The 22179-nt window shown below is 54.1% G+C and carries 12 protein-coding genes and 1 pseudogene; 4 read left to right on the top strand and 9 right to left on the bottom strand.

The features are described from left to right. Positions 1-147 precede the first annotated feature (147 nt). From PSH64_RS23095 to PSH64_RS23055, 9 genes and pseudogenes are all read right to left on the bottom strand, one after another. Positions 148-6414: a DEAD/DEAH box helicase gene (locus tag PSH64_RS23095; protein ID WP_305478822.1), complete on the bottom strand. Its 6267-nt coding sequence runs from the start codon at positions 6412-6414 to the stop codon at positions 148-150. A gap of 9 nt (positions 6415-6423) precedes the next feature. Further along, a pseudogene (locus PSH64_RS23090) lies at positions 6424-9744 on the bottom strand (STY4851/ECs_5259 family protein). A gap of 485 nt (positions 9745-10229) precedes the next feature. Continuing rightward, positions 10230-12485 (bottom strand): hypothetical protein, encoded by a 2256-nt coding sequence (locus PSH64_RS23085; protein WP_305478820.1) that lies wholly within the window; start codon positions 12483-12485, stop codon positions 10230-10232. Between the two features lie 194 nt (positions 12486-12679). Continuing rightward, positions 12680-13033, bottom strand: a complete 354-nt coding sequence (locus PSH64_RS23080) for a hypothetical protein (protein WP_305478818.1) — start codon at positions 13031-13033, stop codon at positions 12680-12682. Between the two features lie 26 nt (positions 13034-13059). Beyond that, entirely contained in the window at positions 13060-13770 is a 711-nt protein-coding gene (locus PSH64_RS23075) for a SprT family zinc-dependent metalloprotease (protein WP_305478816.1), read from the bottom strand. Positions 13771-13783: 13 nt separating this feature from the next. Next, positions 13784-14077, bottom strand: a complete 294-nt coding sequence (locus PSH64_RS23070; RefSeq protein ID WP_305478814.1) for a hypothetical protein — start codon at positions 14075-14077, stop codon at positions 13784-13786. A gap of 152 nt (positions 14078-14229) precedes the next feature. Next, positions 14230-15480: a ribonucleotide-diphosphate reductase subunit beta gene (locus PSH64_RS23065; RefSeq protein WP_007934889.1), complete on the bottom strand. Its 1251-nt coding sequence runs from the start codon at positions 15478-15480 to the stop codon at positions 14230-14232. Between the two features lie 656 nt (positions 15481-16136). Beyond that, positions 16137-16409, bottom strand: a complete 273-nt coding sequence (locus PSH64_RS23060) for a hypothetical protein (RefSeq protein WP_305478813.1) — start codon at positions 16407-16409, stop codon at positions 16137-16139. A 185-nt stretch (positions 16410-16594) separates the two neighbouring features. After that, on the bottom strand, positions 16595-16858 hold the full coding sequence (locus tag PSH64_RS23055; RefSeq protein WP_105346381.1) for a DUF2790 domain-containing protein: 264 nt from the start codon (positions 16856-16858) through the stop codon (positions 16595-16597). 396 nt (positions 16859-17254) lie between these two features. Between PSH64_RS23055 and acs the strand changes: the two genes are divergently transcribed. The 4 genes from acs to PSH64_RS23035 all read left to right on the top strand — a co-directional run bounded on the left by acs (position 17255) and on the right by PSH64_RS23035 (position 22178). Beyond that, a complete protein-coding gene (gene acs / locus PSH64_RS23050) occupies positions 17255-19210 on the top strand; it encodes an acetate--CoA ligase (RefSeq protein WP_305478810.1) in 1956 nt (651 codons plus the stop codon). Positions 19211-19929: 719 nt separating this feature from the next. Next, on the top strand, positions 19930-20703 hold the full coding sequence (locus PSH64_RS23045) for an ABC transporter substrate-binding protein (RefSeq protein WP_305478808.1): 774 nt from the start codon (positions 19930-19932) through the stop codon (positions 20701-20703). A gap of 90 nt (positions 20704-20793) precedes the next feature. Next, positions 20794-21483 carry an ABC transporter permease gene (locus tag PSH64_RS23040; RefSeq protein ID WP_007934894.1) on the top strand — a complete coding sequence of 230 codons (690 nt, stop codon included), beginning with the start codon at positions 20794-20796 and terminating at the stop codon, positions 21481-21483. Then, a complete protein-coding gene (locus PSH64_RS23035; protein WP_105346377.1) occupies positions 21480-22178 on the top strand; it encodes an ABC transporter permease in 699 nt (232 codons plus the stop codon). The genes PSH64_RS23040 and PSH64_RS23035 overlap by 4 nt, the downstream gene beginning before the upstream one ends. The last annotated feature ends 1 nt before the right edge of the window (position 22179 follow it).

Raw genomic sequence — 22179 nt, 5'->3', positions numbered from 1 at the left:
GCCGAAGGGGGGCGTGACAGCTGAAGTAGAGGCCTAGGCCTAAAGAAATTCGACGCACACCTTATTTTCGAGTGCCTTTAAAGACAGAAAAGTGGCGTCCACTTGATCTTAAGTGGACACCGTTCTCTGGCTCATTGGGTGCTTGGCTTAGCTCACGAGCAGGCTCATGTAAGTGGGCCAATCACCGCTAGGACACATTTGCGCCATTTTATATTTCTCCAGCATTTGTAGCGCTTGGCTCTCGTGGTTAGCGCGGAAGTCAAACCCCATCTGGTCGCGATACGGCATCCTACCTCGCCAGTATCCCATTCCTTGATCAAGGAAAACTTTGCTGCGCTTACCCGACACCCAATCTACCGTTATCACTCTCGCGTGTTGAAGCTCTCTGCTTCGTTCTTTTACTTCAATTTCAGGTGAGATGGAGAACTGACTACCCAACCAAAGCTTTAGAAGTGCTTCTTGATCAAGTTGAAACCTCCAGTCATGACTAATTTGATTGCTGGACTGATCACCACTGGATGCTAGCGTTTGAACTCGAAGCGACTCAAGTTTTTCATTTTTGAAAAGTTCAAGAAAACCGCTTAACAACATCAACGACCATGGAGATTTCAAATACCGGTCGGAATAGCTGACGACTGATGCTTGGTCCGTGGCAATCAACTCAGTCAGTTCGGGCGCGTGCTTCTCAATGAGAGTAGCGAGACGTCTATGCAAGCTGCTGATAGGCCCGTCAAGTTCATGGGTGATTTCGATGACTCGCGCACCTTGCTCAAATTGGCGCCAGGTCCGGACGTCGATAGACTGACTACCGCAAGCAGAAACACAGTCGCTTCCAGCCCATACTATTCCATCGTTGCTACTCAGCCAGCTGGCTCCTGGAATCGCAGCGGAGGCATCGCTGCTAAAAAGACTCTTGATGCCTGACTTGGAATGAATTTGGGCCACCAGGTATGGCCTGATCGCAGGGACGGTGTTGTCCATTTCCTCAACCCTAACCCCAAGGCTAGCCAGGTCAAAGAGGGTGTTCTTCTGTTCTTTGCTTAGCGAAACTCTTGACGGAATTGCCAGCTTCACCTTGAGTTTGTCAGCGATAGCCCAAGTCAGGATCTTTTCACGGAAGGAAGGGTGGTCTAGGTCCCAATCCTCTGCATCTCCCCTCATCGCCAGGAAAATAGAGGTGTCGTTTTCACCGCGATCCACTGAATTAATCGCTGAGGACAAATAGCGGATCGGGCCGGTCGAGCAATAACTAGCCCCCAATACAGTTTCAAACTCACTGGGCAAGTCTAAATGTTCGATTAGACCCGACACAGTCAGCCACTCCATGGCGCGTTCACGGTCTAGCTCCTCTCGCTCCACTCGACTGTCTTGACCGGCAAGACAGTGTGAGCAGACGTTTTCGCAGTTAACCGGGCAATGCAGTTTCCCTAACGTTTTGCGTAATAGCTCGGTTGTATTCGCTAAGCCAGCCAGGACAAACCCGGCTCCTCCGCTGACTTCATCGAACAGCTGAATGACCGTTCGCCCTTGTCCACTTTCGATATCGCGATCAAGACGGAAGCCAAAGCCCATTTCTGTGCTGGCAATACCTAAGAGTTCGGCGATTACGTCGCGTAGCGCAACGGCAAGAGTCGTGGCTATGGTTTGCTCTGCCAGACTATCTCCGAGCCACAGGCCTGTCTGGGGACTTCTCAAGTAAAGCTCCATGACGTCAGTGCGAATTTGATAGCCCAAGAACAGGTTAGGCTTAACTGCCGTGCCGGGGCAGTCGAACTCTTTACGACTGCCTGTGATCCCGCCCACTGGCCGGTGTAGCTGATCTGGAAGCAGATTTTTAGGAATGTCACCGGAGGCGAGCATTGAATCTGCACGTCCGCAGGTTAGGCACACGGCGTAACCTTTTTCGTGTTCGCCGGATGAATGATGAAAGACACTGCCATCGTGACCAAATCGAACGAAACCACACCGCTTGTCGGGCAGCGAGATCGTCTCGCCAGTCAGTTGGATGCGAGGTCGTTCGACTCGGATGAACTTCTGAGAAGTGATGTCGTTTGTCGTGGACTCATAAAAGTCCGTAACAAAGCCGCCAGGGCGAAGGACGGTTCGGCGCTCGTTTGGTTGAATTGCGTGCATGCAGTGTGAGCACGCTAGCTCGGTGCTGTTGGTGTAGGCATTTTCGATTACGTCTGTCGCGCCACAATTTGAACATCGCCAGGCGATATCAAATTTTTGTGCTTCGTTTACTTGGCCTGACGCATGCCATTGCAAACTGATTCCTGCCGAACGATAGACTCGCCCATCGATTACCACTTGCGACCCAGGTGCATACTCTCGGATCGCAATGTTTAAGCCGCGAGACGGAAGCTCCTTGTTGTTGAAAATGCTGTCTTCACGACTCTCAGGATGAGTTCGCTGGTGCTTGAAGTCCTCAATGTTGTAGGTATTGAGTGTCACGACATCGGTAGGGAATCCATATCCTGGAAGGAACGCACGGGACGCGAGATCGCGCAGCAAGTACTCACCGTCGTGACGTTTTTTCTCCAGCTCTAGCGCTTTTTTGTACGGTAAATCTGTCGCCGCTTGCAGCTTAGCGTTGAGCTTTCGAGACTCTTCAAGCCACCGGTCCTCCAGAATACGTACGCTTTCCTGAGTCTCGGCTGAGATTGTGCTGAGCAGGCAGCCATCTAAGCAAGTTCCGCTGACAAGGCGTTTGATTGGGTCTGCGAATTCTGTCTGACAACTAGTCAGCCAGCTTTTGAATTGCTGGCAGGGCGAGTCGTCCCCGCCAAAAAACCATTGGAGAGTCAGCCTGGTTCGGTCACCGTCACTACTGGTTTTTGACTTTAGGAAAATAGACAAGAGCAGCGAATTGACGTGCCTCTGAACAATGCGAGAAGAGCTTAAAGTAATGGTGGGAGCGGGAATGGCGGTAATGAATGGCCACTTAGGCTGTGCAAACGCGCGCTGGTTATGAGGGTCCGCTTTACATAAGGTGTAGGCTATCGCGCGTGCCTCACTACGGCGTCCGGCGCGTCCCGCCCGTTGCAAATAGTTGGCAGGGTGGGGCGGCAGATTGTTCATCACTACAGCAGAGATGCCTCCAATATCTACGCCCATCTCCATAGTCGTGGAGCAGTTGAGTACGTTGATATCACCCTTCTTAAACAGATCAACATAGTCATCGAGTCTCTGGGCCGACTGCTGAGCCGAATGTTCTGCGGTTCGATAGTAAAATCCGCCTTCCACGGTACGGTCGCTGATATCGGTCCAGAGATTCTCAGACCGAAGGTGCTGGATGACCGGGTCTTGTAAGACCTGCGTACGAATCTGCAATTGCTTGGCCACGGCGCTACCATCTATCTGGAGATTAGCTAGCGAGGCGAGTTGGATTTTCTGGCAACGATAGTCTTGCGGACGCAACTTTATGGGTAAATAAGGGGTTAGCCCACGAAAAGTCGAGTCAAAAATTCGGTGCGTTATCGGGCAGAGCCACCCCTCTTCTAATAGCGAAAAGGTCAGTGTTTCTAGCTTCAGGCGGTGCCCTGGGTCTGCGGGCTCCAGGATGAGAGCCTGTGTTAGAGCAGACCATGCAGCCTCTAGCCAAGCATTGATTTTGTCCGCATCTGTAGCGACCGTCCGATTCAATCCGGTGGCTTGTTCCAATAGTTTTACTAACCGATGCGGATTCCCAGACTTTACTTGAGGCCATTTTTTTACTGTAGTGCTTTCTTCCAGCTCGGTTTTTGGAGAGAACAGCGATTTGGGGGTGAACCTGCTGCCCATCCAGGATTGCATGTCGCGATCCATGTTTATAAAGGTGTTCTCGCGCACGTAAAAATCAAGTGCAACTTTAAGGTAGTCGTGCCAATCCTCAAGAGTTAAGCGAGTTTCAGGCGCCGAAAATGGTCCTGTCGCCGGTACCGCGTTTGTTTCCGTCCACATCGGCGGTGTAGAGCTAATTTCTTTGAGGCCTCGGTAGGCTACTTTTACGAGGCCGAGAGTCTCCGTACTGTTTTGATTTTTTGGGCGTCGGGAAAATTCCCGAGCTAAAAGTAGGCGGGCCATGGTTGCGCCACCTTGGCTCCCGTCAAAAAGGACCGGGTTGGCGTAGCGGTTGTAGCGCAGGATTGACTGTTCAACATCTTTGGAGGCTGCTAGCTCATACACCATGCTTGCCCAATCGACGTTGACGATTCGTTTTTGTGGGGCGCTGCCGGATCGTAGCGCGGCCGCTTGTCTGCGTAGCTCTGCCGCCATGACACCCATTCCCGACTGTTCTAAGCCTTCTGCCTGGCGCATCAGCAGATCATAGTTGCCAGTGGGAACGTCTTTAGGTTCCGCATCAGCTTTGGCCTGAACGTTCCGAAGCGTTTCAAATACCAAGCCACGCAACCGCGAACGCTCGGCTTCTTGTTGCATGCGTACGGCCATACGTGCCGTACCTTGACGGCTATCAGTGAACGTAATTAGCTTGCGCCCCCGACCGGGTAATTCTTCTGGGGAGCGCTCATTGCTGTCTTTTTTGTCGGCGTCTGGGCAAAACTCCAGCACCGTCGGGACGGCATTCGCAACATAGAATGGAGCGCCCAGGTACGCTTTTCTCAGAAAGCTTTTTTTGTTTGGAAGTTCGTGATCGCAGTGACTACAGCAAGCCGCTTTCTCTTCAGCGATAGTAATGTTGATAGGGCGCGCTGAGTTAGTAGCACATAAGCCGTGGGTGTCGAGATCGAGGCTGACGCTGAAAAAGGGATCTTGTGCAACCTGCAACCCGGCAATTACCAAACGTTGTGCATACGTACGACTAGTAGTGGGGCCGGTTACCTCACGTTCAGGCGACGTCTCTTCTTCGCCGCTTTCGTAGCTCAGAGAAAACTCATCTCCTGCGTACGGGCTCAATTGGTGAAGAACCCCATTGCGATCCTCTGCAATCAAATGCGGAGTTTTACAGTCATCGCAAAATCCTAATTCGTACACTGGCGCGTTGCATTCGCAGCGTGCACGTTGATGAACGTAGACGTTGCCAAATGGCCATTCAATCAGACTGTTAGATTTTGCAGTGCAATTGGGGTCTATGCAGGACCATAGTCCATGAAGCATTCGTTGAAAAAGATGGGTCCGTAGCTTAAGAAACGGCGGTTCGTCCTTATGGCGTCGGGTGCCGGTTGATACATCGAGCCAACCTAACACTTCCCGTTGCTGCTCCAGCCGCGAGCCGGGCATCAATTCGGATTTCAGTATCGTCAGTAATTCATCTAAATCTAACGGTTTCGTCGAGTTAACAATCGCATGCCTTAACGCGCGTGCTATTAAATTGCGTCCTAAAGCATCAAAACGGGACAGTGATATTTCTTGTTCATTCTCGATAGCCTGCACGACCTCCAGCGAGGCCTTTTCGACTTTCGAGTCGAACAAGATATCCGGCCAAACACGAGATCCTCCAATGACGTCGACTTGTTCTAGCCGCACTCCTGCAAGGTCTGCAAGGTACCGTTTCAACTTTTCTTCGGCCTCCCCCCCGGCGATGGTGGCCGATGTCGCGACAAAACGAATCTCTTCAGGATTTTTACCGAAGGCTTGAACGACGCGGCGCAGCAGGAGGGACATTTCTGCGGCTTGAGAACCAACGTAAGTATGTGCCTCGTCGAGGACAATCCAGCGTAGAGACTGCTGCTGCTTTGAAATCTCCAGGATAGGATTGTCTACCTGACGAACCAGCATGTATTCGAGCATTGTCGCGTTGGTCATTAATATTGGCGCGGGCTCTTTGCGCAAAAGCTCACGTGACAAAACCTGGTTGGGTTTCTGTTCTTGAATTTTACGAATGACCCCTTCGCGTTCTTCAGTTTTACCGTTGTATAAACAAAACCGGATATCTTTACCGTACGCACGGGTCCATGCATCTAATCGCTCCTGTTGAGAGTTGATTAGGGCGTTGAGAGGATAGAGAAATAGCGCTCTTACCCCAATCAAAGACGACTGATTTCGCTCACGCTCCCGGATTAGATCTTCAAGGATAGGCACCATAAAACATTCTGTTTTCCCCGAGCCGGTGCCACTGGTGATGATGGCAGATCGAGGTTTCTCGTTAAGCAACGTTCGCCAAGCCTGAAGCTGGTGCGTATAGGGATGGGCTTCTCTTGGAAAGTCATACGCATGGGCGTTTTGTAATGTATTGAGCAGGCTTTTGGAGAGCAATGACCCCTCTAAGTCGAGAAGACGTTTTTCCGACTCTTTCCAACCAAACGTATGTTCGAAAACCGGCGGAGCCAGAAAGCAGCCATCGGCGCCCAATTCATCAACCATTTGTTCGTTCAGATGACGGCGAAGCCCTGGTTCGTTAACTCCTAGGACGCCTAGGGTTGCTTCCCGCGTGCGGTTAAGGCTTTGCTCAATTAAATCCGTGAAAAAACGCATCGGAACTCCTTATGCCTCGTCTTCGGAGGCTAGCAAATACGAAACCATCAGTGCGTGAGTAGGTGCGAACCATCCCTGACGGTCAAAATCAGAAACCAATCGAATGGCGAATTTTAGGTACGCCATCGGCACAGGAAGATCATTTAGGGTGGCTTTGCCTGCCGTCACATAGGCCAAAAAAATTGGTAAGTAAGAAACCGCTTTAGTGAAACCAACAGGGGTAATCTCTCTCAAGAATGCAGGTATCGGATTCTGAAGGAGCCAGCTAGTCAACTCCGCAGTAAGATCGGTAGGCCACTGTCTGTCGGTAGCGTGTTGTTGGCGTAAGGCTTGATTCCAGCCTGGTACCACCAATTGGGGAGGGATTTTGGTCAGACTGCTTTTATTGCCAGTACTTAGGTAGTCGCCCAAATAATCAAAGCCGGAAACCACAAGTCGCAACACGGCCGCGCGATTCGTTTCAAGGTTCTTGATAAGAATCTCCGGCAAGCCACATGCCATCAGCCCTTGTAAAAATCGTGCATGCGCTTCGGCCCACATGGGGAGAGGAATTGCTTCCCAGATTACCGCCAGCTCATCGCGAATTCGAGCGCAGAACGCTTCGTCCATTTCTAGTCGGAGCACCGCGAATGCCAGCGCCTCTGGTTGCTTTGACAGTGCCTTCCAGCTTTCAAATGAGGACAACGGCAGGTGCGCGTAATGTTGCTTCAAATCCGCTAAATATTGCCAACCACTGTGTCCGAACTCTTTTGCCATGACGGTGATTTGTTGACTGATGGCGTTTGGGTTGGCTTTTGGGTGGAAAACCTGTGTCGCTCTGTGCAGGGAAAAAACTTCAGTTTGAATTTCAGTAATCTACGAAGCCGGCACGAACAGTGCAGGGCGAAATTGAGTTTTACTATCTTTGGCCGGATAGATTAGCCATGGGCCATCACGTTGCATGGTGTTGGGTATAATAAATCGCCCGGTGCCAACATCCTGACTCTTGAGTTCCTCAATTTTGACTGGCGCTTGTTTAGGATCAGAAAGCAACATTGCTTCAACTTCGGTGTCATTCAAAATTGTCGCGTTACTTATTTCGCAGATCGTGAATGTGTCTCGACTTTCCCATTGTAAGCGGCCGTTGTACCGTCTGATATTCAGGCTGAGCGCGCGCTGTTCGGTTTCTAAGGTGAGCTTAATAAACGCATCTTGTTCGTCGACAGCTCCCAGCATTTGAAGCATGTCATTTTGGTAGCTAAACAAATTTAGCAGCGTGGGCGATGAGCCTACTTTGATCTCATAGTGCCGTTTTGGATGTGGTAGCGCCTCGCACACCAGTTCCAGTTGCATGTAGAAACTTTGCCCTTGAGTTTGCCCTGAGGTCAATGCGATGCGATGACCTATAAGCTCAGGTAACGTAAGTTCGTGTGCTCGTGAGGGCCGGTCGTCTGGTCCAATAAGCCGGGCTCCTTGATACGGGTACGGGAGGCGAAGTCGTAGTGGCTGATTGCTGCTTTTCTGGTCGATCTCCAGCGTAAAACCAGCAGGAGGTGTATCGGTTCGATGAATAAGGCTGAAAGTGGTTGCGGAGTGATCAGACTCCAATCGCTTGGCTATTAGCAGAGAGCTGTCGATTTTTAAGTCAAGCTGGAGCGCACCTTTGACCTGCAATCGAGCAGGTTTTTCGGTGGTTGCGGGAAGCAACGAGGTACTGAATTCTTTGGGTAGGACGGCAAAGCGGCGAGTTAAAAGCGTTTTTCCCGTGCGGTTTTTCAAGGTGTAACGAACGACACCGAAGGGCCCGGTACGGCGAAGAGTGTCCAGCGGTTGCCCATTGGCAAATTCTAGAATATCGCCCAGACCAAACTCATAGTCTTCGGGCAACTCCAGTCGTGGCCAACCCAAATATACAACACCTGGGTTACTGTCATAGAGCCCCTGAACACCGGCCAGAGCGGGCTTTCGGTGTTCGTTTTGATTTTGATTTAATTCGATTCGATAGAGGTCAGGGCCGTTTTGGAGCGATACATCGGCCCGTAGATCCAGCCACTGGCCGCTCTCTTTGTCGGTAGTTAGCAGCGATGGTGCGAGGCCGTCTGACGAAAAACTAAATTTGGTCGGAATGCGAATACGTGCGGACTCACCAGCGACACCGCAAGAAGATGTTCCGACCAAATGCCAGCAATCAGCCCGCTGCTCAAAAACTAACGGCGTTTCTTCGTAATCCAACTCGCTGCCGTCGAATTGGTAACATTGAACAACTCGTCCATTGTCGAGTAAGCGCAGCGTGACAGGTTCGCCTAGCCGGCGACGTTCTATTGATATTGAGGGATTGGAGAAGCGGATCGTCAGACGCGACTCGTTCAGCTGGGCATACACCGCAGGCCCACGAGCTAATATGTGCTCACCTTCGTAATAGGCTTGATCGAGCCGAGTGCTACCCAACTGCTGGGCATCAATGTCAAATGAGTGTTCCTTTGGCAAGGCCAGCTCTGTCCTAATCCTCCAGTCCGGCAGTGTGCCTAATAGAAAATGCTCACAGGTGAATGCTCTGGCTTGAATTAGGGCCTCTTTTCTATCAAGCCGCTGCTTGCCAGCATCATGTAGCCAATCATTGATCAGGCCTCTAGCGTTAGTTTCATCGAGAGGGATTGGAAAGGCTTCTGTCCACTCAGGAGCGACTTTATCCAGGTAGGCAGCAGGGTCTTTCTGATCCTTAAGCGGATATTGCCCCGCCAGATGCATCAACTGTTCAACAATGCCGGCAAGCAGCTGCCTGGTTTCTAGATTTCGAAAGGAAATTGGCAATTCATCTTCGTGCGCCGCTATTAGGTCAGCCGTTGTTCGGTGGCTGCTCCCTGCGCTGAAGAGATTAATGCCTCGATTGACAGCCTTGCCAAAGCCATGTGATTCCTTTTGAACTAGGGGCCAAGGTAACCCACCTTCTGCGAAAAGGGACCCTAGCCAGTCCCTACCGTTTTCACGGTACCGAATAGGGCGTTTCCAGTATTCCAGTCCTTTACTGGTCAAGGTTGCATGTTGGCTGTGTGAAAGTGAGACGGCTAACTCGCTCTCAGCGCCTGACCAGGACCATGAGCTGTTGTAATTTCTACGGTACTGCTCACTGACGAATAAACAAAAACATGCTCCCAGGTGTATGACCTGAACTGGGCTGGACGCTAGGCGAAGGTACTTTTGAAGTAAATCGCGTAAGGATGCGTACTCGTGTTCGGACAATTGGTAGCTGTACAGAGGCTTGCCGTTAGGTCCTTTGAATAGCTCGCGGGTGAGCAAAAACTCGCTGAGCCAGGCTTTTATGGGATTTACAGCAGGAGTGGACGCGGTCATTGACGCAAATCCTTATGCTGAAGATTCAAAAGCATGCCACGCAGCGCAGACCCTCTACGACGTCTCCAGCTGCCCCATCTCAGTTTTTTAGGCGTGTGTCACTGTGCCATCTTCGCGAAACGCCGTCGACATTTGAATCTTGATAGGTTGGAGACTCCAATCGGTATTTATGCTCGCAACAGCGCCGCTGTTCATTCGGCTGATGATGTTCAAGGCAGCGAGCTATGTCGGCCATAAGATCTGTCGTCCGGGCGATATCGTAGTTATCACCCTCTGGGCATGGATGGCTGCCTTGGGCGCGGCGCGCCACACTTGCTTGGTCAGTCCTGCCTATGGCATTTACCGCCCTCGCGAGACCGACAGTTTCAATCCGTCGTACCTCGACTACCGCCGCTAGGCGTGGCATAGACATCTTTGGCCTTTGATGTCCCTTCAGGGGGGGCATTCCCGCCACAGCTGTTCGGTAACTGCCTGAGGTGCGCGTCTCAATTCCGAACGTCTTGCTGTTTCAGTTCTCGCCAGACCGCTAATTTGAACGCCGTTGCGAAAGTCGAGTTTTCCTTATGCTCGTAGTAATAATGCAATATGTCGATGAACTGTTTGAATGGTTGTGTGGCGGCCATCAGACGTCCGCTATGAACAGTAAACAAGGGCCCTAGAAGGCCTGCTTTCTGGGTTTCATCTAATACAAACGACAGGTTTTCGTTGCTTAAATAACGGTATCCATCGGGGGGGACGTGCGATTTCCAGTCTTCGTCGAATAGATTAGGCACTTCAGCGGCCTTTCCATCGTTCCGGCTGAGGTAAAGCAGCTTCAGGTCCTCACTATCGCTGTCGATTGGATATCTTGGATTCTCTAGCCTGCAAATTCGGAAGTGAAAGTGATCGACCATGTCTTGCAGTACATGTGGCATCACTTCGTCTTCCACCAGTGCCTTTGGCAGGCAGAGTTTCACCGCCAGCAAGTGAAGCAACGATTCGGTATTCGCTGACGAAAGTACGGACAGTTTGTCGTGTCCCACCAGTGATGCCCACGAAGGCTTGGCATGAAAGGCCAAGTTCGGCATGGCGCGGACAAACGCTGTCGCTACCTTCAAGTCCTTTGCCTTGGGGGTTGCATAAAACTGTGCATGATCATAGCTGTTGCGTAGGTCTTGTTGAGAACTCCAAATCATGCCGCGAGTTCGGGCGTATTGAAGGACTTGAGATGGTGAGTCGAGAAAGTGCCTCCGTTTGGCCAGCAATGCCTTGCTGGCGAGAAAACGCCAGGGCACTGGCTCACATTGCAATGCGTCTAATGGGCCCCTCCCATTTACTGCTGACACAAAATCTCTTCTGACCATTTCGAGTAGGCTTCTAAGCCAGACTGCGTGGTTCTCCAACTCTCCGCTCGTCCAGCGCAGGAATGTTTCATCCGGCTCGACCAGTCGCTGAGTCATTACCACAATCGGAGTTGCGCCTCTTGCTCCCGTGTCGGAGACACATCCTGGACGGTCCATCGACTCTGCATGTCGTGTCAGGGTCAAGACGGACTGCATTGGCTGTTTGTTTTTGCTGCACTCAAAAACCTTGTGACAGCACTTATTCTCGGATTGGGTTTCCGCTGGCGGCGTAATTCGCTCCATCCCACGGACATTTGTACACATCACAGCGGCTCCTACCGCACGCAGGGCATCTCGTACGCGATTGTGTGGCAAGTTATATGTGCCGCTTGCGCTGACAATTGCTATGCGCGGACGTAGCCAGAGGTATGTTTGCTCGACAACACCGGCATCCTTGCTTTCTTGGTCGCTGTCCTTCCTATCCGCTAAGTACACCATCCCACCGTGATGGGGGGCCTTTAGCACATCAACGCCCAGTCCAGCGGGGTGTCGAGATGCAATGTACGCCCAGTTTTCCTGGTCTCCTGTGAGAAGGACGCGACGACGATGTGTCCCATCCAGCCACACATCCAGAGCAATCACTAACGAGGTATCGTTCAGCACGCGATTGCCAAAGAAGTTCGGTTCGTCAACCGCCTCATCCGAGAACCAGTCCAATGAATTTGGTTCGCGGCTGGGGGATGGGGGGCTACTAGGGAAGTCATTCGGTTCGCTGAATGTACGCTGTCTGAGGTCGAGTCCGAGTACTTCGCCCTCTTCCCTGGGGGCAGGGCCTACTAGCCACTCTAACGGTAGTCGGCCGGCGTCCATCAAACCCTTTAAGTCGCCTTCTGATCCATACAACAACCGATTGAGCAGTCGTGCAGCTGGAGAGATGACGCTCAGCATCACTTGGCCGTTCACCCATCGATCAGTATGGCCTTCCAGGGGGTAGATGATTGGAATGGCGCGTGTGCTAATCGCTGATTCCAGCAATGCGGCAGAATCGACTGCGTGTTGGACACGATGGGAAAACAACCACCGGGCTCGCCGAAAGGCCGGAAGACACGGTCCCCAATAGGCACCAATGCGGATCGACTTGTCGGCAAAAAGCTGATGTAAGCCGCCTTGGTGGTCAGCATCGACGTGCGACAAAACTACTAGATCCAAGTCCAGGTCGTCGGTGCGTTTGTTTTCCTTCAAGTGTACAAGCAGGCTATCCACATGGGGGCCCGCTTTGCCCGCATCATTCAGCATGCGAAAGACGGTTTTTCCGGCTTGCTGAAGTTCAACCAGGAAACAGTCGCCGTGCCCTACGCCGAAAGCGTGGATCTTCAGTTCATCTGGCAGCTGTGGGGTAGATGGAGGTACGGTGACCATGGTCTTCCTATTGTTCGGCATGCGCTTCTTCCCTGCTCAAGCATGTGCTGGCGCGAGATTCTAGAGGGTGTAGTGTTCTGATGCGAGGCGCATGACTCTTGGAGTCGGCTTACTCAAATCACCACGCGACCAGTGTCGGCAGGTGGCTCCAATTAATTTCAGTGATGGGGTAGGTAAAAAAACTGTGCTGCGGATTAAGCGTAAAGGGGCGTGAGCCACTCCTTGATCAGGGCCTTCAGGAATGCGACTCCCACCCCGTGAGGTAGGAACTCCGTGATAGCGCCGACACCATGAGCGTGGATGAAGTTGGGTTCACCTAGGCTTTCTACATCGCTTGCTCCCGGCAGAAGCAAAATGCAGCGGTTGGGGCGTTCCGCCGCCAGATCAAGACCAAGACCAAGGCGAAGGCTGTCATGGTAGATGTGTGCGGACTCCATCGCTTTCAGGACATTGCTCCTTCCGCTACGCCATTTAGCATCGAGGATGAGCGAACGACGTGTCGTGCCCTGGTGCTCCACGATGAGTATGATTGAAGTTGTTAACGGCATCTATCCAAGCACGATTCAGCTAGATCTCACACCGCATCGCCAAATGCCGCCCGCTCCAGCACCTGATGCTGCCTCTGCCAATCCGGCATATGGCTAGCCACCATCGCCCAGAACGTCTTGGTGTGGTTCTTTTCCACCGTATGACACAGCTCATGGACGATGACGTAATCCTGCACGCTGGCAGGTAGCTCCATCACGCGCGGATGAAACTCCAAGGTGTTGTTCGCATCGCAGCTAGCCCAACGGCTTTGGAAGTGACGGATACGAGCGCCAGTCGCTTGCAGGCCTGTTTCTCGCTGCCAATGACGGACACGCACCAACAATTTCTCGTGAGCACGCTCCCGGTAGAACCGCTCCAGCAAGGGCATCAGCGCATCGGGATGGACACTCACACCATCCGGGTTATCAACGATGAAACGCGATGCTGTGAAGGTTAGTCGGGGCTTGAGGATATCCGGCACATGCCTTACCTCGGTGAAGTAAGTACGCCCGGCATAGCGCAGACGGCTGCCCGTTACGATGGGCTCGCTGGCCAGGGGCTGATTCACCTGAGCCAGCCTTTCACGAATCCAGCGTGCACGACGGAGTACCAAAGCCTCTTGTTCAGGCTCATCCACCAGCGGCCCGCGCAGCAGAACAGGTCGCCCCCGTTCCACAGTTACGTAATGGCGCTTAAGCTTCGTATCGAACTGGAAGTACCACTCGATAGGTGTTTGGCCGTAATTCAATACTGGCATGGGCAACGCCGCGTTAGTTTTTCAGCAAGATATCGAAGATTCGTTTGGCGTGATCACGCGCTACTGAGCGCTCCCAACCCGCCAGAGGCATCAATACCCCCCGCAGATGGTCTCTAAAGTCAGGGTGTGTATCCGGCATTTTTTTCCAGTTTTCAGTCGCCAGCTCGGGTTCGTTCTGCTCGATGGACTCGCCGGAAAGCCTCACTGACTCGCCCATCATGCGGGGCACCCACGTCAGGATGTTTTCCGAATCAACTGTGTGAGGGGGCACGTTTCCGCGGAAGCAAAAAGCAAAAAAGGCTGCCATCTGGCAACCCTTTTCGCAGAGCCCGTTTCATTTTCTATGAGGCGGGTTTAGGTTTTGATGCTGCTCCCCGATTTGACAGCCCTTTTTTGGTGCGTCTATTTCACGAATAGCGAGAAGGTTTCTCGATATAGTGATTTTGAGCGGCTCGGAAATCAATCCCAGCTCAACGCCCCACCAGTCTGATACTCAATAACCCGAGTCTCAAAGAAATTCTTCTCTTTCTTCAAGTCCATGATCTCGCTCATCCAAGGGAACGGGTTAGTAGTCCCTGGATACTCTTCCTTCAACCCAATCTGCGACAGACGACGGTTAGCGATGAACTTCAGATAGTCCTCCATCATCGCCGCATTCATGCCCAATACCCCGCGTGGCATGGTGTCCCGAGCGTATTCAATCTCCAGCTGAGTCCCCTGCAGAATCATCTGCGAAGCTTCTTCCTTCATCTCGGCATCCCACAAGTGCGGGTTTTCGATTTTGATCTGGTTGATCACGTCGATGCCGAAGTTCAGGTGCATGGATTCGTCGCGCAGGATGTATTGGAACTGCTCGGCGACGCCGGTCATTTTGTTGCGGCGGCCCATGGAGAGGATTTGGGTGAAGCCGCAGTAGAAGAAGATGCCTTCCAGAACGCAGTAGTAGGCGATCAGGTTGCGCAGCAGTTCTTTGTCGGTTTCGACGGTGCCGGTTTCGAACTTCGGATCGGAGATCGAACGGGTGTATTTCAGGCCCCAGGTGGCTTTTTTCGCGACCGATGGGATCTCGTGGTACATGTTGAAGATTTCGCCTTCATCCATGGCCAACGATTCGATGCAGTACTGGTAGGCGTGGGTGTGGATCGCCTCTTCGAAGGCCTGGCGTAGGATGTACTGGCGGCATTCCGGGTTGGTGATCAGGCGGTACACGGCCAGGACCAGGTTGTTGGCAACCAGGGAGTCGGCGGTGGAGAAGAAGCCGAGGTTGCGCATCACGATGCGGCGCTCGTCGTCGGTCAGGCCTTCCGGGTTTTTCCAGAGGGCGATGTCGGCGGTCATGTTGACTTCTTGCGGCATCCAGTGGTTTGCGCAGCCGTCCAGGTACTTCTGCCATGCCCAGTCGTATTTGAATGGCACGAGCTGGTTGAGGTCGGCGCGGCAGTTGATCATGCGCTTTTCATCGACAGCTACACGGGCAGAGGCGCCTTCCAGTTCGGCGAGGCCTTCGGCGACGTCGAGGGAGTCCAGGGCAGCCTTGGCGCGGGCGATCGCGGCGGAGTCCGTCGCGGTCACGGCGCGGGCCTCTTGAGCGGCGGCACCACCGGCGCTGTCGAGGCGGTCCATGTTGGCTTCAGAAGCGTGGCCGGCATTGGCGCCTTTTACAGCGACTTCGCCGTCATCTTCTTTGTCGAATTCGTCCCAGCTCAGCATGACGTGTCGTCTCCTGCGTGAGGGCCAGATTGCCCGTGTGAAAACTGATAGGTTGGTTTTTCACACGGCCGGTTCTGGCCGCGTTGGATCTAAAGGAAATCGTTTGTTGCAGCAGTACAACGCAGGCAATAAACAGAATTTTGTACGGGTATTCCGAAGCCGCTGATGGGCGCAGAGAACGTGAACCGCTCTGCGTGGGCTTCAGACTGGCTTTTCACCCCTGTAAGGGAATATTGCAGGCCCGTTTAAGTCCGCATTATAAGGAAATTTTCGGCCCCGTGGTGCGGCGAAATGGCACCTGGAGGGCTCGGCGAGGGGCGTTTTCAGGTTGGAGCGAGGGTTTACAGGGCTTTGGCGGAGGAAGTTTTTTTTTCGCCTGTTTCGGCTGGTTTTTGACGGTGAGATCAGGGTGTTCGCCCGGTTAAGCGCGGCTGATACGTTGCAAGCCAGGTAAGACGGGGCTTGCAGAGCAATGGGCGGGGTTTTGTGGACGAGATTGTGTGCAATATTGAGCTGTAAGGGAGCTTGAAAAGCATTGCTCAAAAAACAACCAAAAAACCATGTTTTTCACTACATGTTGTGGTTTTGGTCGATTTTCAACCACTCCAGACACAACTAAGCCCGACCGAAGTCGGGCTGTGATGTCGCGCCCGGTTTCAGCTGAAACGAGCGGCACCCACGCGGTCGGCACCATCGGCGGCAACCTTGGCTGCACCGATGTGATCAGCGCCATCGGCAGCGACTTTGGCAGCCCCCGTACGATCGAAACCATCGGCCGCGAAAGAGGCAGAATCGGTGTGGTCGTAACCGTCAGAAGCGACAGCCGCGTCGTTGAAAGCAGCCGAGCCAGTGCGGTCGTAGCCGTCAGCGGCGAAGGTGTTGGCGGCCAGGACGGAAAGGGTCAGGGCGAGGATCAGTTTGGTTTTCATGGTAGTGGCTCCAGGTTCGTTGGCGTTGTGTGCCTTGGGTGTGGAATGAATACTACGCCAAGTATTTTGATTAAAAAGTGCAAATAAATGCTTAAAGCAATCGTATTTATCGATACAAGGCCCGGCGCTTCATCTGGTCTCTAAAAAAGGATGGGTCGAGCCTCGGGAGATAAAAGTGGGGCGGATCAGCCGTTGGAGCAGCCGTTGCCCATGACGCTGTAACGCAGAATGTGTCGCTGGCCTTTGGAGTCGTCGTAGACCATTTTGGCCGGTACCACTTCGCAGACATTCGGGATTTCGCTCATCGAGATAACTTTGGCGATGTCCAAGTGGGTGGAGTAGGTGTATTCCTCGACGACGGGTTGTTGTTTGGCGGCATCAGTCGGAGCCTCGTCTGCCATGGCGGTTGCGCACAGACTGCTGAGGGCCAGAACCAATAAAGCTTTCATTTAAAAGTTACCTTTCTGAGGTCGAATGGGGTCACGCAATCTTTTTAGGATTGCGTGTGGAGCTTTAATAAAGAGTCTTGGATTAACTGCCTTCGTGGGGGCTGCAACTGGGTTAATCACTTTGCCGTGTTGGCGAGGCTGATTTTAGGCCTGGGGCTGGCGGGCATATAGCCGTGCTTTTGATAAACACTTTTGGCAGATTTGGTAACAATCCCCGCGAAGATCAAAAGATCGCAGGCTCCTGCGAAGCCCTGCAATAGCCGGGTTTGAGCTTCTCGTTGCGGTATAGCCACATTTTGTAGGGGCTTGTTACTACCATCGTCGAATGGTTCTATAGGCCCGCCCCGGCTACAACTGGGGCCATACAAAAACAACTATTCCACCGAGGTAAGAAAGATGAGTGCGGCTTCTTTGTATCCCGTTCGTCCCGAGGTAGCAGCCAATACGCTGACTGACGAGGCCACTTACAAGGCCATGTACCAGCAGTCGGTCGTCAACCCGGACGGCTTCTGGCGCGAACAAGCCAAGCGCCTGGACTGGATCAAGCCTTTCACCACGGTGAAGCAGACGTCCTTTGACGATCACCATGTCGACATCAAATGGTTCGCCGACGGCACGCTGAACGTTTCCTACAACTGCCTCGACCGTCATCTGGCCGAGCGCGGCGATCAAATCGCGATTATTTGGGAAGGGGATGACCCTGCCGAAAGCCGCAACATCACCTACCGCGAGCTGCACGAAGAAGTGTGCAAGTTCGCCAACGCCTTGCGCGGCCAGGATGTGCACCGCGGTGACGTGGTGACGATCTATATGCCGATGATCCCCGAAGCCGTGGTCGCCATGCTGGCCTGCACCCGGATCGGCGCGATTCACTCGGTGGTGTTCGGTGGTTTCTCGCCGGAAGCCTTGGCCGGTCGCATCATCGACTGCAAATCCAAAGTGGTGATCACCGCCGACGAAGGCATCCGTGCCGGCAAGAAGATCCCGCTCAAGACCAACGTCGACGACGCGCTGACCAACCCGGAAACCAGCAGTATTCAGAAAGTCATCGTGTGCAAGCGCACCGGTGGCAACATCAAGTGGAACCAGCATCGCGACATCTGGTACGAAGACCTGATGAAAGTGGCGGGCAGCGTTTGCGCGCCGAAAGAGATGGGCGCTGAAGAAGCGCTGTTCATCCTTTATACCTCCGGCTCCACCGGCAAGCCGAAGGGCGTGCAGCACACCACCGGCGGTTACCTGCTGTATGCGGCGATGACCCACGAACGCGTGTTCGACTACCGCCCGGGCGAAATCTACTGGTGCACCGCCGACGTCGGCTGGGTCACCGGTCACACTTATATCGTCTACGGCCCGCTGGCCAATGGCGCGACCACGTTGCTGTTCGAAGGCGTGCCGAACTATCCGGACATCACCCGGGTGGCGAAGGTTGTCGACAAGCACAAGGTCAATATCCTCTACACCGCGCCAACCGCGATCCGCGCGATGATGGCGTCGGGTACCGCCGCTGTCGAAGGTGCCGATGGCAGCAGCCTGCGTCTGTTAGGTTCGGTCGGTGAGCCGATTAACCCGGAAGCGTGGGATTGGTACTACAAGAATGTCGGCCAGTCCCGTTGCCCGATTGTCGATACCTGGTGGCAGACCGAAACCGGCGCGACCCTGATGAGCCCGCTGCCGGGCGCTCACGCGCTGAAACCTGGCTCGGCAGCACGGCCGTTCTTCGGTGTGGTGCCTGCGTTGGTGGACAATCTGGGCAACATTATCGAAGGCGTTGCCGAGGGAAACCTGGTGATTCTCGATTCGTGGCCAGGCCAGGCGCGCACCCTGTATCGCGACCATGACCGCTTCGTCGACACCTACTTCAAGACCTTCCGTGGCATGTACTTCACCGGTGACGGTGCGCGTCGTGACGCAGACGGTTACTACTGGATCACCGGTCGCGTGGATGACGTGCTCAACGTTTCCGGGCACCGCATGGGCACCGCCGAGATCGAAAGCGCGATGGTCGCGCACCCGAAAGTCGCCGAAGCGGCGGTGGTGGGTGTGCCGCACGACATCAAGGGGCAGGGCATTTATGTCTACGTCACGTTGAATGCGGGCGAAGAACCGAGCGAGCAACTGCGCCTGGAGCTGAAAAACTGGGTGCGTAAAGAGATCGGCCCGATTGCTTCGCCGGATGTGATTCAGTGGGCGCCAGGGCTGCCGAAAACCCGTTCGGGCAAGATCATGCGCCGGATTCTGCGCAAGATCGCCACGGCGGAATACGAAGGGTTGGGGGATATTTCGACCCTGGCCGATCCGGGTGTGGTGCAGCATTTGATTGATACGCACAAGACCATGAACGTCGCTTAAGCGCCGATTCCTGAGTCATCGAAGCCCCGCCAGGTGTTGAGCCTGGTGGGGCTTTTTTATGGTGATCGCACTTTAATCGTTGGTGTCTATGTGGGCCTCTTCGCGAGCAAGCCCGCTCCCACATAGAACCTGAGTAGGGCGCAAATTCTGTGTTCACTGCAGATCAACTGTGGGAGCGGGCTTGCTCGCGAAGGCGATCTGTCAAACGCCACATCAACACCAGCCAATAATTATCGGCTTCCGCCGTAGGCCATTTCCCGCTGTTACCCATCCTCCTTCAAGTTACTAAATGTGTAACCGCACGCCCGACAACGAGGCATTGGGAAACGCAAAGCCCCGTTTCAGGGCCTCTCAATCGCCCTGAAAAATAAGACACAACGCTGCGCTTGCCGGATTAGAAGGGTTTGCCAATAATAGGCCCGCAATTTGCAACATAGATCGGTTCACTGTCTTTTGCTCTTGCATGAAATTGCAGAGCTGTCAACGTGCCCAAGCGGCATTCTCGGTGCTTCTGTAATTTGTTGTCGCATTGAAGAAATATCGGCTTCGGGCCTGTCGTTAGAATGCCGATCACTCGCTCGTCGTTGCCTGTGTTGAAAATCACTGTTGAATTTCATACGCGCATCCCAGGACGCAGCACCGCTTTGCGGTTTAACCCATTCGCATATTGGGCTGTTGCTCACTCTGCCGTTTTTGCCCTTTACCGATGGAGTCCCAAGATGAAGAAACTCGTGCTGCTTGGCGTCCTGGCACTGTCCGTGCTGTCCCTGCCGACCTTCGCCGATGAAAAACCTCTGAAAATCGGTATCGAAGCGGCTTACCCTCCGTTCGCCTCCAAAGCGCCGGACGGCAGCATCGTCGGGTTCGACTACGATATCGGCAACGCCCTGTGCGAAGAGATGAAGGTCAAGTGCCAGTGGGTCGAGCAAGAGTTCGACGGCCTGATCCCGGCACTCAAGGTGCGCAAGATCGACGCAATCCTGTCGTCCATGTCGATCACCGAAGACCGCAAGAAGTCCGTGGACTTCACCAACAAGTACTACAACACCCCGGCTCGCCTGGTCATGAAGGCCGGCACTCAGATCAGCGAAAACCTGACTGAGCTCAAGGGCAAGAACATCGGCGTGCAACGTGGTTCGATCCACGAGCGTTTCGCCCGCGAAGTCCTGGCCCCGCTGGGTGCCGAGATCAAGCCTTACGGTTCGCAGAACGAAATCTACCTCGACGTGGCCGCCGGCCGCCTCGACGGCACCGTGGCAGACGCGACCCTGCTGGATGACGGCTTCCTGAAAACCGACGCCGGCAAGGGCTTCGCCTTCGTTGGCCCGGCCTTCACCGACGTCAAATACTTCGGCGACGGCGTAGGGATCGCGGTTCGCAAGGGCGACGCGCTGAAAGACAAGATCAACACCGCGATCGCGGCCATTCGCGAGAACGGCAAGTACAAGCAAATCCAGGACAAGTACTTCGCCTTCGATATCTACGGCAAGTAACCGTCCCCGCAACAAGTCCGAAATGGCGCAAGCAGCAGGATCTCTGAGGTTTGCGCCATTTTTTCATCCCAACTTTCGAGGACCTGAATCATGTTGAAAGGCTACGGGGCTGTCATCCTCGATGGCGCATGGCTGACGCTTCAGCTCGCCTTGTCGTCCATGGCCCTGGCCATCGTCCTGGGGCTGATCGGCGTGGCGCTGCGTCTGTCGCCGGTGCGCTGGCTGGCCTGGCTGGGCGATCTGTATTCCACGGTGATCCGCGGTATTCCCGATCTGGTGCTGATCCTGCTGATTTTCTACGGTGGCCAGGACCTGCTCAACCGCGTCGCGCCGATGCTCGGCTATGACGATTACATCGACCTGAACCCGCTGGCCGCCGGTATCGGCACCCTGGGCTTCATCTTCGGTGCGTACCTGTCGGAAACCTTCCGTGGCGCGTTCATGGCGATCCCCAAGGGGCAGGCAGAAGCCGGCATGGCGTACGGCATGAGCAGTTTTCAGGTGTTCTTCCGGGTGTTGGTGCCGCAGATGATTCGCCTGGCGATTCCGGGTTTCACCAACAACTGGCTGGTACTGACCAAGGCCACCGCGCTGATTTCGGTGGTGGGTCTGCAAGACATGATGTTCAAGGCCAAGCAGGCGGCAGACGCTACCCGCGAGCCTTTCACCTTCTTCCTCGCGGTGGCGGCGATGTACCTGGTGATCACCAGCGTCTCGTTGCTGGCATTGCGTCATCTTGAGAAGCGCTACTCGGTAGGCGTAAGGGCGGCTGAGCTATGATCTTCGACTACAACGTCATTTGGGAGGCCTTGCCGCTGTACTTCGGCGGGCTGGTGACCACCCTCAAACTGCTCGCGCTGTCGCTGTTCTTCGGTTTGCTCGCGGCATTGCCGCTGGGGCTGATGCGCGTCTCCAAGCAGCCGCTGGTCAACATGAGTGCCTGGTTGTTCACCTACGTGATCCGTGGCACGCCGATGCTGGTGCAACTGTTCTTGATCTACTACGGTCTGGCGCAGTTCGAAGCGGTGCGTGAGAGCTTCCTCTGGCCATGGCTGTCCAGCGCCACGTTCTGCGCGTGCCTGGCCTTCGCGATCAACACCAGCGCCTACACCGCCGAAATCATCGCCGGCAGCCTGCGCGCCACGCCGAACGGCGAGATCGAAGCGGCCAAGGCCATGGGCATGTCGCGAATCAAGATGTACAAGCGGATCCTGCTGCCATCGGCCCTGCGCCGGGCCCTGCCGCAGTACAGCAACGAAGTGATCATGATGCTGCAGACCACCAGTCTGGCGTCGATCGTGACCCTGATCGACATCACCGGTGCCGCGCGCACGGTCAACGCTCAGTTCTACTTGCCGTTCGAAGCCTACATCACCGCCGGCGCGTTTTACCTGTGCCTGACGTTCATTCTGGTGCGCCTGTTCAAAATGGCCGAGCACCGCTGGCTGGGCTATCTGGCCCCGCGGAAGCACTGAT

It is taken from the genome of Pseudomonas sp. FP1742, assembly GCF_030687145.1.
Classification (GTDB): Bacteria; Pseudomonadota; Gammaproteobacteria; order Pseudomonadales; family Pseudomonadaceae; genus Aquipseudomonas; species Aquipseudomonas frederiksbergensis_D.
Note: the sequence above shows the minus strand (reverse complement) of the source record. Positions and strands in the feature narration are given on the sequence as shown.